Source organism: Streptomyces sp. NPDC048001, from assembly GCF_043203115.1.
GTDB classification, from domain to species: Bacteria; Actinomycetota; Actinomycetes; order Streptomycetales; family Streptomycetaceae; genus Streptomyces; species Streptomyces sanyensis.
The window spans coordinates 172110-184865 of sequence record NZ_JBIDBN010000007.1 but is presented as its reverse complement, the minus strand read 5'-3'; the positions used below and the strand labels follow the sequence as shown (position 1 = coordinate 184865).

Genomic DNA, 12756 nt, shown 5'->3' with positions numbered 1-12756 from the left:
CCGCGCGCCCTCAGGAGCCCAGCAGTTCCGCGGGCCGGGCCGCGGCCGCCGGCCGGCCGCGGCCGCCGAGCGCCCCGGTCAGGTCCCGCCACAGGTCCTCGACGTCCTCCAGACCGACGGACATCCGCAGCAGGCGGTCGCTGACGCCCGCCGACCGCCGGTCGCCCTCGTCCACGATCCGGTGGCTGATCGAGGCCGGGTGCTGGATGAGCGTGTCCACGCTGCCCAGGCTGACCGCGGGGGTGATCAGCCGGACACCGGCGATGACCTCCAGGGGGTCGCCGTAGGTCTCGAAGGAGACCATGGCCCCGCCGACGGACGGGTAGTGCACCCGGGCCACACGCGGGTCCGCGGCCAGGCGGCGGGCCAGGTCCGCGGCCGTCCTCGACGCCGCCCGGACGCGCACCGGCAGCGTGGACAGCCCCCGCAGCAGCAGGTAGCCCGCGAGGGGGTGCAGCACCCCGCCGGTGGCGAAGCGGATCCGGCGCAGCGCCCGCGCGGACTCCTCGTCGCAGGCCACCACACCGCCCATCACGTCGCCGTGGCCGCCGAGGTACTTGGTGGCGCTGTGCAGCACCATCCGGGCACCCTCCTCCGCGGGACGCTGGAGCACCGGGGTGGCGAAGGTGTTGTCGACGAGCAGCGGCACCGATCCGCAGGCGTGGCGCACCGCCCGCAGGTCCACCTCGGCGAGGGTCGGGTTGGCCGGGGTCTCCACCATCACCAGCCCCGTGTCCGGGCGCAGCGCGTCGGCGATGCCCGCCGGGTCGGTCCAGGTGACCTCCGTGCCGAGCAGCCCGGCGGTCAGCAGGTGGTCGCTGCACCCGTACAGCGGGCGGACGGCGACGACATGGCGCAGGCCCTCGGCGGCCCGTGCCAGCAGCACGGCCGTGAGCGCGGCCATCCCGCTGGCGAAGGCGACGGCCGCCTCGGTTCCCTCCAGCGCGGCCAGGGCCGTCTCGAACCGTGCGGTGGTGGGGTTGTCGAGCCGGGCGTAGACGGGCGGGCCGTCCAGGCGTGCACCGGTCTCGGCGAAGGCGTCGATCCGGGCCGCTTCGGCGGCGGCGTCGTAGGAGGGGTAGGTTGTCGAAAGATCGAGCGGCGGGGCGTGCAGGCCCAGTTCCGCGAGATCCTCGCGGCCGGCGTGCACGGCGTCGGTGGCCAGGGCCCGGGATGCGGGCGCGGCCGCTGCTGCGTTCTCCATGGGCGGCACTGTGAACAGTTACCAAGAAGTAGCCCCCTGGCCCCGTGCTACGTTCGGCGCATGGCCGAATCCGTCGCACTGGACCCGGTGGATCTCCACATTCTCCGGCTCCTTCAGAACGACGCCCGGACCACCTACCGCGATCTGGCCGCCGAGGTCGGGGTGGCGCCCTCCACCTGCCTGGACCGGGTCGCCCGGCTCCGCCGCTCCGGCGTCATCACCGGGCACCGGCTGGCCCTCGACCCCGCCCGCCTGGGACGCGGGCTCCAGGCCCTGCTGATGGTCCAGGTGCGGCCGCACCGCCGGGAGCTGATCGGACCGTTCGTCGAGCGCATCAGGGCACTGCCGGAGTCGCTCGCCCTCTTCCACCTCACCGGCCCCGACGACTACCTGGTGCACGTCGCGGTGTCCGACATGGCGGACCTCCAACGTCTGGTTCTGGACGAGTTCACCTCGCAGCGGGAAGTGGCCCGGGTGGAGACCAGGCTGATATTCCAGCAGTGGGAGTGCGGTCCGCTGCTGCCACCGGCCCCGGCACGTCAGGCCACCCGCGGCGAAGGGTGCTGACGCGGCGGCCGCCCGCGTACCAGGATGGCCCCATGCCAGCCACTTCCAGCAGCGCGCTGCCGCGCCAGGTCGCCGACGCCTACGTCGACGCACTCGTCGAACTCGACCCGATCACCGGTACGTACCTGGGGATCCCGGAGAGCTCCGGACTGCTCCCCGACTTCTCCCCCGCCGGCCGGGAGGAGGTGGCCGCACTCGGGCGCCGCACCCTGGACCTGCTCTCCGCGGCGGAGCGGCTGCCCGGCGCCGAGGCCGAGACCGAGCGGCGCTGCGCGCGCCTGCTGCGGGAGCGCCTCACCGCCGAACTCGCCGTCCACGAGGCCGGCGAGGAACTCCGGACGGTGAGCAACATCCACTCGCCCGCCCACGCGGTGCGGGAGGTCTTCACGGTCACGCCGACCGCGACGGAGGAGGACTGGTCGGCCGTTGCGGAGCGGCTGCGGGCCGTCCCCCGGGCCCTGGACGGATACCGCGCCTCGCTGGCCCTCGGGCTCGACCGCGGGCTGTACGGCGGCCCCCGGGCGACCGCCACCTTCGTCGGCCAGCTGACCGAGTGGATCGGCGGCGGCCACGGCTGGTTCGAGGAGTTCGCCGCCGGGGGGCCGGCCTCCCTGCGCGTGGAGCTGGACGTCGCGGCCCGCGGGGCGACCGAGGCCCTGGTGTCGCTGCGGGACTGGATGCGGGAGGTGTACGCGCCGGCGGTCGAGGGGGCGCCCGAGACCGTGGGCCGCGAGCGGTACGCCCGCTGGTCGCGCTACTTCAACGGCACCGACCTCGACCTCGACGAGGCCTATGCCTACGGCTGGTCCGAGTACCACCGGCTGCTCGCCGAGATGCGGGCGGAGGCCGCGCGGATCCTGCCCGGCGCGGGCCCCTGGGAGGCGCTCGCCCACCTCGACGAGCACGGGGAGCACATCGAGGGCGAGGAGGAGGTGCGCGTCTGGCTGCAGAAGCTGATGGACGAGGCGATCGACGCGCTCGACGGCACCCACTTCGACCTCGCCGACCGGGTACGGCGGGTGGAGTCGTGCATCGCGCCGCCCGGAGGCGCCGCGGCCCCCTACTACACGGCCCCCTCGGAGGACTTCTCCCGGCCGGGCCGCACCTGGCTGCCGACCATGGGCGAGACCCGGTTCCCGGTGTACGACCTGGTGTCCACCTGGTACCACGAGGGCGTGCCGGGCCACCACCTCCAGCTCGCGCAGTGGGTGCACGTGGCCGACCGCCTCTCCCGCTACCAGGCCACCGTCGGCACGGTCAGCGCCAACTGCGAGGGCTGGGCGCTGTACGCCGAGCGCCTGATGGACGAGCTGGGCTTCCTCCCGGACGCGGAGCGCCGCCTGGGCTACCTGGACGCGCAGATGATGCGCGCCTGCCGGGTGATCGTGGACATCGGCATGCACCTGGAGCTGGAGATCCCTGCGGACTCCCCCTTCCACCCCGGGGAGCGGTGGACGCCGGAGCTCGCGCAGGAGTTCTTCGGCGCGCACAGCGGACGCCCCGCCGACTTCGTGGAGAGCGAGCTGACCCGCTACCTCTCCATGCCGGGCCAGGCCATCGGCTACAAGCTGGGCGAGCGCGCCTGGCTGCTGGGCCGGGAGAACGCGCGCCGGGCGCACGGTGACGCCTTCGACGCGAAGGCCTGGCACATGGCCGCACTGTCCCAGGGGTCGCTCGGGCTGGACGACCTGGTGGACGAGCTCTCCCGGCTCTGACCGGCACCGGGCCCCTCCGCCCTGCTCCCGCGGAGGGGCCCGGCACGGGCCGCCGGCGCGCGCGGCCGGGCGTCAGCAGCCGCAGGCGCCCGGGGCGGTGGGGGCGGTCAGGGGGTCCGGTGAGCGGCGCTCGGGCCCCTGGGCCGTGTCGTAGGCGAAGCCCTCGCGGGCCCAGTACTCGAAACCCCCGAGCATCTCCTTGACCCGGTAGCCGCGTTCGGCGAGGGCGAGGGCCGAGCGGGCGGCGCCGTCGCAGCCGGGGCCCCAGCAGTAGGCCACCACCGGGACCGCCCGGTCGAGCAGCCGCTCCGCCTGCTCGGGTACGAGGGCGGTGGGGAGGTGGACCGCGCCGGGGACGTGCCCCTGCTCCCACGCCTCGGTGGAGCGGGAGTCGACGAGGACGAACGCGGGCCCGCCCGGCGCGGCCAGGGCGGCGGCGACGTCGGCGACGTCGGTGTGGAAGGCCAGACTCGCCCGGAAGTGGGCGGCGGCGGCCTCGGGCGAGGCGGGCGGCACCTGCAGGACGGGGCAGTCGGTCCGGGAGGCGGTGGGCCGTGGTGTGCTGTTCATGACGGAAAATCTATGGCTGCTTCTCGCGGCGCTGAAGGCATCTTCCACGGGGTCCACGGTGATCCGCCGTGGAATCCCCTGTCATCATCAAGTGATGACGGGATATTCACCGGACGCCACGGATCGGCGCATCCTGGCGGTCCTCCAGGCGCAGGGCCGCATCGGCTTCACCCAGCTCGCCAGGGAGGTGGCCATGTCGGCGAGCGCGGTCACCGAACGGGTCCGGCGGCTGGAGGACGCGGGCGTCATCACGGGCTACGCGGCCGTGGTCGAGCCCGAGCGGCTCGGGCTTCCGATCCTGGCCTTCGTGCGGCTGCGCTACCCGAACGGCAACTACAAGCCGTTCCACGACCTGCTGGAGACGACGCCGGAGGTCGTCGAGGCGCACCATGTGACGGGTGACGACTGCTTCGTCCTGAAGGTCACCGCCCGCTCGATGCGGCACCTGGAGGAGGTGTCGGGGAGGATCGGCGCCCTCGGCTCGGTCACCACGAGCGTCGTGTACTCCTCCCCCCTGCCGCGGCGCGCGGTGGGCGGCTGACACCGGGCCCCGCCGGCAGCCGCCCCCGCCCCGCCTCCGTCAGCCCGCCGGCGCCCCCGTGCGCAGGCGGACGGCCGAGCCCGTGCGGGCCTTGACCACCTCCAGCTGGACGGGGATGCGGCGCCGCAGGTCGGGGACATGGCTGACGATGCCGACGCTGCGGTCGCGTTCGCGCAGGGAGTCCAGCACGTCGAGCACCTCGTCGAGGGTCTGGTCGTCGAGGCTGCCGAAGCCCTCGTCGATGAAGAGGGTGTCCAGGCGCATCCCGCCCGCCTCGTCGGTCACCACGTCGGCGAGGCCGAGGGCGAGGGCGAGGGAGGCGAAGAAGGTCTCGCCGCCCGAGAGGGTCGCGGTGTCCCGCTCGCGGCCCGTCCAGGCGTCGACCACGTGCAGGCCCAGCCCGGCGCGGCGGGCGCCCGCCCGGGCGTCCGAGTGCACCAGGGTGTAGCGGCCCGAGGACATCCGCTGGAGCCGCACCGTCGCCGCGGCGGCGACCTGTTCGAGCCGGGCGGCCAGGACGTAGGACTCCAGGCGCATCCGGCGCTCGTTGTCCGAGGAGGTGCCCGCGGTGAGCCCGGCCAGGGCGGCGACCCGGTCGTAGCGCTCGCGCACCGGACCGAGCCGGCGGACCTCCGCGGTCGCTTCGCGGGAGAGTCCGTCGAGCGCCGCCGACCGCTCCCGCGCGGCCGCGAACCGCTCGGCGGCCTCGCGCAGGGCGCGTTCGGCCCGCCCGGCCGCCGCCTCGGCGGCCGGGAGGTCGGCCGGGTCGAGGCCGGCCGCCGCCCGGGTGTCGGTCTCGGCCATGCGCTCCGCCACGGCCGCGTGCTCCGTCCGCCAGGCGTCGACCGCCGCCCGGAGCTCCTCCAGTTCGGGCGGGGCCAGGGCGGCCTCGCGCGCGTCCTCCGCCGTGGCGAAGCCCGCCTCGCGCAGGGCGGCGTCCAGGTGCTCGGCAGCCTCCTGGCGCTGCCGTTCGGCGGTGGCGAGGGTGCGCGCCGCCTCGCCCGCCGCGGCGAGCAGCGCGAGGCGCCGCTCCAGCTGCGCGGCGCGCTCGGCGACCGTCCCCGCATCGCCGCGGGCCCGGTGCAGCTCCTCTTCGAGGAGGTCCTGCTCCCGGTCGAGCGCCTCGCGGCGGGAGGTGCGGGCCGCGATCCGCTGCTCGGCCCGGTGGCGGGCGTCGCTGCGTTCGTCGTGCTCCCGCTCGGCCCGCTCCAGCGCCGCCCGGGCCGGGTGGGTCGCGGCGGCGCCGGAGCGGGCCTCGGCGAGCGCGCGCTCCAGTTCCTGGACCGCCCGTCCCAGTTCCTCGGCCGAGGGCTCGTCCTCCGCCGCGCGGGGTCCCGGCACGCCCGCCCGGCCGGGGTCGTCCGCGCCGGGGGCGAGGGCGGTGCGGAGGTGCGTGCCGCCGCCCTCCGGCGCCGTCGATGCGTCAGGGGCGGCGGCAGGCCCGTCCGGGGCGGCGGGGGAGCCGCCCGGTGCGGCGGGCGCCACCCCCCGGGCACGGGCGGCGGCACCCGCGCGGGCCTCGCCGAGCACGGCGAGTGCGCGCTCCCCCTCCGCGCGGCGCTCCTCGGCACGACGGCTCTCGGCGTACGCCGCGTCCTCGGCCGCGCGGTCGACATGGCCGGCGGACGCCTGCGCGGGGGCGGGGTGGTCGGTGGAGCCGCAGACGGCGCAGGGGGCTCCGGGTGCGAGGGCCGAGGCGAGTTCGGCGGCGATGCCGAGGACCCGGCGCTCCTTGAGGTCCAGCCAGTGGCTGCGCGCCTCGTTGGCCGCGCCGTGCAGCCGGTGGAGCCGGGACGCGGCCTGCTCGGCGCGGGCGGTGAGTTCGTCGCGTTCACGGGCGGCGTCCCGGCGTTCGCGGGCGGGGGCGAGGCGGCCCGCGAGGTGCTCGGCGCGGGTGGCGGCCTCCTGCGCGGCGGCGATGCGGTCGAGGTGGCCGCGCCGCAGGGCCTCCCAGCCCGCGAGCCAGGCGGACGCCTCCGCCAGCGCCTCCTCGTCGGCCCGGGCCTCGCGCTCCAGCAGGGCGCGCTCGCGGACGATCTCCTCGGCGCGCCGCTCCGCGCGGCGGGCGGACTCCAGGGCGCCCAGCTCCCGGCGCAGGGCGTGCTCCCGCTCGGTCGCCGCCTCGGCGCCGGGCTCCGCTGCGGTGTCCGCGGCGGCGGCGCGGTCGGCGGGGTGGAGGGCTGCTCGGGCGCGGTCGTGGGCCTCCCGGGCCTCGGCGTGGGCGCGGGCCGCGTCCTGCCCGAGGCGGAGCGCGGGCAGCACGGGCCCGGCCCGCAGGGCGCGGTCCTCCCGGGCCAGGCGGGCCTCGTGGCGGGGCCGGGCGGCCTCCAGGGCGTCCCGGCGGCCGGTGGTCTCGGCGTGGCGGCGCTGGAGGCGGGCCCGTTCGCGGGCGGCGTCCAGGGCGGCGCGGGCGTCGGCCTGGCGCGCCTCCGCGGCCTGTGCGCGCAGCAGCGCGGCCTCGTGCTCCTCGCGGGCCTCCACCCGGGCGAGGGCGGCCCAGCCGAGGACGGTCCCGGCGAGTCCGGCGTCCCCGGGACGGAGCCGCGGCAGGGCCAGGTCGCCGTCCCGGGGGGCGCGGGCGGCCTGCTCCATGCGGTGGGCGAGGGCGAGCAGGCGCTCGTCGCCCGCGCGCACCTGCTGCTCGGCGGCGCGCCGCAGTTCCGCGAGGCGCTCCTCCACGGCGGCGAAGCGGCGGGTGTCGAAGAGCCGTCCGAGGAGCTTGGCCCGGGACTCGGCGTCGGCGCGCAGAAAGCGCGCGAAGTCCCCCTGGGGCAGCAGCACGACCTGGCAGAACTGCTCCCGGCTCATGCCGACGAGGCGGGTGACCTCCTCGCCGATCTCCTGGTGCGAGCGGCTGAGCGCCGTCCAGGTGGCGGTGGCGGCGTCGTACTCGCGCAGCAGGCTCTGGGCCCGTTCGGTGGTGAATCCGGTGCCGCGGGCCTTGGGGCGCGGCTGGGCGGGTCTGCGGGTGATCTCCAGGCGCCGGCCGCCGACCGTGAGGTCGAGCCGGACCTCGGTGGGTGTGCGGGCGTCGGCGTGGTCGCTGCGGAGGGAGGCGCCGGGGCTCTGCCGGGCGCCCGGCACGGCTCCGTAGAGGGCGAAGCACACGGCGTCGAGGACGGAGGTCTTGCCCGCGCCCGTCTGGCCGTGCAGGAGGAAGAGCCCGGCCTCGGAGAGGGTGTCGAAGTCGACGTGCTGGGAGGTGGCGAAGGGGCCGAAGGCGGTCGCGGTCAGCCGGTGGAGTCTCACCCGGCCACCTCGCGCAGCCGGCCGTCGACGCGGACGGCGTCGAGGGCGTCGCGGAGGACGGCGCGCTCCTCGGCGTCGGGGGCGCTGCCGCCGCGCACATGGGCCACGAAGTCCTCCGCGATCTCCTGGTCGCTGCGTCCGGCGAGCCGCCGGGCGTAGCCGGCGGTGTCGTCCTGCCCGGCGCGTTCGGGTGCGAAGGCGAGGCTCAGTGTGTGGGGGAAGCGCTCGCACAGGCGGGCCATGGGGTCGGCGGGGCGCACGGGGTCGGTGAGCACCGCTTCGACGAAGGCGTCCTCGTGGCGGGTGTGGGCGGGGTCGGTGAGGAGCCGGTCGAGGGTGCCTCGGAGCCGGGCGAGACGGCGGGGGACGGGGCAGTCGACCCGTTCCGCGGCCAGTTCGCCGCCGGGGCCGAGGTCGACGAGCCAGAGGGACTTGCGGTGGGCGGCCTCGGAGAAGGAGTAGGCGAGGGGGGAGCCGGAGTAGCGGACCCGTTCGGTGAGGGTCTGGCAGCCGTGGAGGTGGCCGAGGGCGACGTAGTCGACGCCGTGGAAGACGCCCGCGGGAACGGCGGCGACTCCTCCGACGGTGATGTCCCGCTCGCTGTCGCTCTCCCGCCCTCCCTGGACGAAGGCATGGGCGAGGACGACGGACCGGGTGGCGGGGGGACGGCCGGCGAGGTCCTCGCGGACGCGTCGCATGGCCGCGGCGAGCACGCTCTCGTGTGCGGCCTTCTCGGTGCCGAACTCGTCTTTGACGAGGGCGGGTTCGAGGTAGGGCAGGCCGTAGAGGGCGACGGGGCCGTGGGCGTCGTGGAGGAGGACGGGGGCGGCGCAGCCGGCGGGGTCGGTGCGCAGGTGGATCCCGGCCCGTTCGATGAGTCCGGCGGCGACGCCGAGACGGCGCGCGGAGTCGTGGTTGCCGGAGATCATCACGGTGGGGACGCCGGCCTCGGCGAGGCGGTGGAGGGCGGAGTCGAAGAGTTCGACGGCGGCGAGCGGGGGCACCGCGCGGTCGTAGACGTCCCCGGCGACGAGCACCGCGTCCACCTCCCGGTCGCGGGCGGTGGCGACGAGGTGGTCGAGGAAGGCGGCCTGGGCGCCGAGCATGCTCACCCGGTGCAGCGACCGCCCCAGGTGCCAGTCCGAGGTGTGCAGGAGTCTCATGATCGGTGAGGGTATCGGCGGGGTCGGACATCGGGGGCGGGCGCGGCGGGCGGGGTGCGGCCGGGGTCACGCATCGCCGTAGGCCTCGCCGCCGATCTCCAGGGCGGCGGTGCCAGCGGTGGCGTCGGCGAGCCAGGCGGCGAAGGCCCCGACCTCGGCGTCGGGCAGCCCGATCTCGATGCGGACCGCGTCGCCGTAGGCGACCTCGCGGACGGTGCGCCCGGTGGCCCGGAGGTCGTTCTCCAGCTTGCCCGCGCGCTGGTGGCCGACGGTGACCGCGAGGATGCGGAAGCGCCTGCGGGTGACGGTGCCGAGGGCGTCGAGCGCTTCGCCGACCGCGCCTCCGTAGGCGCGGATCAGTCCGCCCGCGCCCAGTTTCACGCCTCCGTAGTAGCGGGTGACGACGGCGGCGGTGTAGCGGACCTCGCGGCGCAGGAGCATCTGGAGCATCGGGACGCCCGCGGTTCCGCCGGGCTCGCCGTCGTCGCTCGCCTTCTGCACGGAGGCGTCCGCGCCGACGACATAGGCGTAGCAGTTGTGCGTGGCGGTGGGGTGCTCCCTGCGGATGCGGGCGACGAAGGCCTGCGCCTCCTCCTCCGTCGCCGCGGGGGCGAGGGCGCAGAGGAAGCGGGAGCGGTTGATCTCGCTCTCGTGGACGCCCTCGCGGGCGACCGTCCGGTACTGGTCCTGCATCCCGCCACCCTATGCGCCCCGCGGTGCCGCCCGGGCGCCGGGAGGGGCGGGCGGGCGGCACCGCGGGGCGGGAATGCCCGACGGGTCGCGCCGGGTTGTGCGGGCATGGACGCTGACGACGAGACGATCCGCCGGATCCTGAACGACACGGGCGACACCTGGGCGGTGGTGGGGCTGTCCGGCAACCGGGCGCGTGCGGCGTGGGGCGTGGCGCGGACGCTGCAGCGGCACGGCAAGCGGATCGTGCCGGTGCATCCGAAGGCCGAGACGGTGCACGGCGAGCAGGGGTACGCCTCGCTCGCGGACATCCCCTTCGGCGTCGACGTGGTGGACGTGTTCGTGAACGCGGAGCACGCGGGCCGCGTGGCCGACGAGGCGGTGGCGGTGGGCGCCCGGGCCGTCTGGTTCCAGCTGGGGGTGGTCGACGCGGAGGCGTACGCCCGTACGCGGGCGGCCGGGCTGGACATGGTGATGGACCGCTGCCCGGCGATCGAGCTCCCCCGCCTGGGCTGAACCGCACCGGCCCGGCCGGGCCCGGGCCCGGCGGGGCGTGCCGGGCGGGTCCCGTGGGACGGGGCGCGCCCGGCGGGGCGTCCCCGGCGGGTCCCCGGCGCCGGGCGCGCCGCGCTCACGGGGCCGGGCGCGCCTGCCCCCGGGGCGGCCCGGCTCAGCGCACCGGGGGCACCGAGACGGCCATCATCAGCTCCACGGTCTCGTCCCCGTCGTTGCGGTAGGTGTGCGCGACGTTGGCCTCGAAGGTGGCCGAGGTGCCCGCCGGGACGGTGTGCTCCTGGCCGTCGGCGATCAGGGTGAGCACCCCTGCGGTCACATGGATCAGTTCGGTGGTGCCGTCGGGGTGGGGGTCTGAGGCGCTCTCGTCGCCGGGTGTCAGCCGCCAGGACCAGAGCTCCAGGGGGCCGCCGCGCTCGCTGCCGACCAGCAGGGTGGTGGAGCTGCCGGTGGAGGTGGACCACATCCGTACGGCCTGCTCCGGGGGGACCATGCGCACCTGGGCGCACTGCTGGTGGTCGAGCAGGGTGGTGATGCTGACGCCGAGGGCGTCGGCGAGCTTCACGGTGGTGCCGACGCTGGGGTTGGTGCGCGCCTGCTCGATCTGGATGATCATGCCCCTGCTGACGCCGGAGCGGGCCGCCAGGGCGTCCAGGGTGAAGCCGCGTTCGCTCCGCCAGTGCTTGAGGTTGCGGGCGAGGGACTGCGTGAGCTGGTCGAGGTCAGACACGGTCCGTCCAATATAGTGAATGACAGGATGCAATGGACTGCACTACCGTGTGGTGCACTCCACCGTTCAACACACTGTACTGCGAGGCCCTGATGACCGCACTCTTCGCGCTGGCGACGAGCCTCCTGTGGGGGCTCGCGGACTTCGGCGGGGGCCTGCTCACCCGTCGCACGCCGGCGCTGACCGTGGTGGTGGTCTCCCAGTCCGTCGCCGTGGTCGTCCTCGGTGCGGTGGTGGTCGCCACGGGCGGGTTCGCGGAGGCCGGCCCCCGGCTCTGGTACGCCGCGGCCGCCGGGGTGGTCGGCCCCGTGGCGATGCTCTCCTTCTACAAGGCCCTCGCGCTCGGCCCCATGGGCGTGGTCTCCCCCCTCGGCTCCCTGGGCGTGGCGGTCCCCGTCGGCGTGGGGCTGCTGCTCGGGGAGCGGCCGGGGCTGCTGCAGTTCGCGGGCATCGGCGTGGCCGTCGCGGGAGTGGTGCTGGCCGGCGGACCGGAACTGCGCGGGGCGCCGGTGCAGCGCCAGGCGATCTGGCTGACGCTGGTCGCCGCCTTCGGCTTCGGCGCCGTGATGGCCCTGATCGCGGAGGCCTCCACCAGCGTCAAGGGACTCTTCCTGGCCCTCTTCGTCCAGCGGGTCGCCAATGTCGCGGTGGGCGGCGCGGCCCTGTGGGTCTCGGTGCGGCGCGGCGGACGGGCCCTGCCCGCCGAAGGGGGCCTGGCGGTGGTGGCGGCCTCGCTGCCGGCCCTGGCCTTCGTCGGCCTGGCGGACGTCGCGGCCAACGGCACCTATGCCACGGCGGCGCAGCTCGGGCCGGTCACCATGGCGGCCGTGCTGGCCAACCTCTACCCCGTGGTCACGGTGCTCGCCGCGCTGGTGCTGCTGCGCGAGCGGGTACGGGCGGTCCAGGCCGCCGGTGCCGGTCTGGCGCTGATGGGCACGGTCCTGCTGGCCACGGGCTGACGGCCGGCCGGCCGCCGCGCCGACGCGCACGGCGCCGCCGCCTCAGCCCTCCTCCAGCTCGGCGAGCGCCAGCAGTTGCTCGGGGGTGACGCCCTCGGGGACGGGCACCGGGGCGGGCGTGCGCAGCGGCGGCTGCCAGCCCGCCTCCGGGTCCCAGCGCCGGACGACCCGGGCGGGCGCCCCGGCGACCACGGCGTGGTCCGGCACCTCGCCGCGCACCACGGCCCCGGCCGCGACCACCACGTTGCGCCCGAGGCGGGCGCCCGGGAGGACCACCGCCCCCGTGCCCAGCCAGCAGCCGGGACCGATCTCCACCGGGTCGGCGCGCGGCCACTGGCGGCCCACCGGCTGCTCGGGGTCGTCGTAGCTGTGGTTGGTGGAGGTGATGTAGACGTACGGCCCGCAGTAGGTGTCCGAGCCGATGGACACCCGGGTGTCGGCGATGACATGGCTGCCGCGCCCGAGCACCACTCCGTCCCCGAGGGTCAGGATCGCGTCGGGCCCCAGGTCGAGTCCGGGCATCATCCCGGCGGTCAGGGTCACCTGTTCGGCGATGACGCAGTGGGCCCCGAGCTCGATCCACCGCTCGCCGAAGACCGTGCCCTGCGGGAAGGCCAGGCGGGTGCCCTCGCCGATGCGGCGGAAGCGCAGCCGCCCGGGGTGGGACGCGGTGACGGACCCGGCCTCCTGCACCCACCGCCACCCGCGGTGGACGGCACGCGCGAGGACGCGCCGCCGCCACGCGGCGAGCGGGGAGGACGTGTTTCGGTTCCTGGGCACCCGCACACGGTAGTCGGGCCCCAGGACCCAAAGGCCCTGGTGCGCTGTGATGTTCACCCCACACGCGCCCCCCGC

General features: G+C 76.2%; 12 protein-coding genes. 5 read left to right on the top strand and 7 right to left on the bottom strand.

Annotation, left to right across the window (positions count from 1 at the left end; all coding sequences use genetic code 11):
• Positions 1 to 10: 10 nt before the first annotated feature.
• On the bottom strand, positions 11 to 1204 hold the full coding sequence (locus ACGF15_RS14840; RefSeq protein ID WP_362608288.1) for a PLP-dependent transferase: 1194 nt from the start codon (positions 1202 to 1204) through the stop codon (positions 11 to 13).
• A 60-nt stretch (positions 1205 to 1264) separates the two neighbouring features.
• Between ACGF15_RS14840 and ACGF15_RS14835 the strand changes: the two genes are divergently transcribed.
• Positions 1265 to 1771: an Lrp/AsnC family transcriptional regulator gene (locus ACGF15_RS14835; protein ID WP_392799113.1), complete on the top strand. Its 507-nt coding sequence runs from the start codon at positions 1265 to 1267 to the stop codon at positions 1769 to 1771.
• Between the two features lie 32 nt (positions 1772 to 1803).
• The gene (locus tag ACGF15_RS14830; RefSeq protein WP_362608286.1) at positions 1804 to 3486 is read left to right on the top strand and encodes a DUF885 domain-containing protein; all 1683 of its coding nucleotides are present in this window, start codon (positions 1804 to 1806) and stop codon (positions 3484 to 3486) included.
• A gap of 72 nt (positions 3487 to 3558) precedes the next feature.
• On the opposite strand, the gene ACGF15_RS14825 is transcribed toward ACGF15_RS14830, so the two are convergent.
• On the bottom strand, positions 3559 to 4056 hold the full coding sequence (locus tag ACGF15_RS14825) for a rhodanese-like domain-containing protein (protein ID WP_392799110.1): 498 nt from the start codon (positions 4054 to 4056) through the stop codon (positions 3559 to 3561).
• A gap of 94 nt (positions 4057 to 4150) precedes the next feature.
• Here ACGF15_RS14825 and ACGF15_RS14820 point away from each other — a divergent pair, with 94 nt between their 5' ends.
• Complete coding sequence (locus ACGF15_RS14820; RefSeq protein WP_345614929.1) at positions 4151 to 4597, top strand: Lrp/AsnC family transcriptional regulator; 447 nt, start codon at positions 4151 to 4153, stop codon at positions 4595 to 4597.
• A gap of 39 nt (positions 4598 to 4636) precedes the next feature.
• On the opposite strand, the gene ACGF15_RS14815 is transcribed toward ACGF15_RS14820, so the two are convergent.
• The 3 genes from ACGF15_RS14815 to ACGF15_RS14805 form a co-directional block, all read right to left on the bottom strand.
• A complete protein-coding gene (locus ACGF15_RS14815; protein WP_392799106.1) occupies positions 4637 to 7846 on the bottom strand; it encodes an AAA family ATPase in 3210 nt (1069 codons plus the stop codon).
• Positions 7843 to 9009, bottom strand: coding sequence for an exonuclease SbcCD subunit D (locus ACGF15_RS14810; RefSeq protein ID WP_392799103.1), 1167 nt, complete (start codon positions 9007 to 9009; stop codon positions 7843 to 7845). The genes ACGF15_RS14815 and ACGF15_RS14810 overlap by 4 nt, the downstream gene beginning before the upstream one ends.
• 66 nt (positions 9010 to 9075) lie before the next feature.
• Positions 9076 to 9702 carry a YigZ family protein gene (locus tag ACGF15_RS14805; RefSeq protein ID WP_345614932.1) on the bottom strand — a complete coding sequence of 209 codons (627 nt, stop codon included), beginning with the start codon at positions 9700 to 9702 and terminating at the stop codon, positions 9076 to 9078.
• A gap of 105 nt (positions 9703 to 9807) precedes the next feature.
• Here ACGF15_RS14805 and ACGF15_RS14800 point away from each other — a divergent pair, with 105 nt between their 5' ends.
• On the top strand, positions 9808 to 10215 hold the full coding sequence (locus tag ACGF15_RS14800; RefSeq protein ID WP_360654757.1) for a CoA-binding protein: 408 nt from the start codon (positions 9808 to 9810) through the stop codon (positions 10213 to 10215).
• A gap of 154 nt (positions 10216 to 10369) precedes the next feature.
• Here ACGF15_RS14800 and ACGF15_RS14795 read toward each other — a convergent pair whose 3' ends face one another.
• Complete coding sequence (locus ACGF15_RS14795) at positions 10370 to 10942, bottom strand: helix-turn-helix domain-containing protein (protein ID WP_392799098.1); 573 nt, start codon at positions 10940 to 10942, stop codon at positions 10370 to 10372.
• 92 nt (positions 10943 to 11034) lie between these two features.
• On the opposite strand from ACGF15_RS14795, the gene ACGF15_RS14790 reads away from it, so the two are divergent.
• Positions 11035 to 11901 carry an EamA family transporter gene (locus ACGF15_RS14790; RefSeq protein WP_392799095.1) on the top strand — a complete coding sequence of 289 codons (867 nt, stop codon included), beginning with the start codon at positions 11035 to 11037 and terminating at the stop codon, positions 11899 to 11901.
• A gap of 42 nt (positions 11902 to 11943) precedes the next feature.
• On the opposite strand, the gene ACGF15_RS14785 is transcribed toward ACGF15_RS14790, so the two are convergent.
• The gene (locus tag ACGF15_RS14785) at positions 11944 to 12681 is read right to left on the bottom strand and encodes an acyltransferase (RefSeq protein WP_345614935.1); all 738 of its coding nucleotides are present in this window, start codon (positions 12679 to 12681) and stop codon (positions 11944 to 11946) included.
• Between the last annotated feature and the right edge of the window lie 75 nt (positions 12682 to 12756).

Bases quoted from the DNA above. Each gene is read 5' to 3' on its own strand.
- ACGF15_RS14790 (WP_392799095.1), top strand. From the start codon at position 11,035: ATGACCGCACTCTTCGCGCTGGCGACGAGCCTCCTGTGGGGGCTCGCG.
- ACGF15_RS14800 (WP_360654757.1), top strand. From the start codon at position 9,808: ATGGACGCTGACGACGAGACGATCCGCCGGATCCTGAACGACACGGGC.
- ACGF15_RS14840 (WP_362608288.1), bottom strand. From the start codon at position 1,204: ATGGAGAACGCAGCAGCGGCCGCGCCCGCATCCCGGGCCCTGGCCACC.
- ACGF15_RS14820 (WP_345614929.1), top strand. From the start codon at position 4,151: ATGACGGGATATTCACCGGACGCCACGGATCGGCGCATCCTGGCGGTC.
- ACGF15_RS14805 (WP_345614932.1), bottom strand. From the start codon at position 9,702: ATGCAGGACCAGTACCGGACGGTCGCCCGCGAGGGCGTCCACGAGAGC.
- ACGF15_RS14825 (WP_392799110.1), bottom strand. From the start codon at position 4,056: ATGAACAGCACACCACGGCCCACCGCCTCCCGGACCGACTGCCCCGTC.
- ACGF15_RS14830 (WP_362608286.1), top strand. From the start codon at position 1,804: ATGCCAGCCACTTCCAGCAGCGCGCTGCCGCGCCAGGTCGCCGACGCC.
- ACGF15_RS14810 (WP_392799103.1), bottom strand. From the start codon at position 9,009: ATGAGACTCCTGCACACCTCGGACTGGCACCTGGGGCGGTCGCTGCAC.
- ACGF15_RS14835 (WP_392799113.1), top strand. From the start codon at position 1,265: ATGGCCGAATCCGTCGCACTGGACCCGGTGGATCTCCACATTCTCCGG.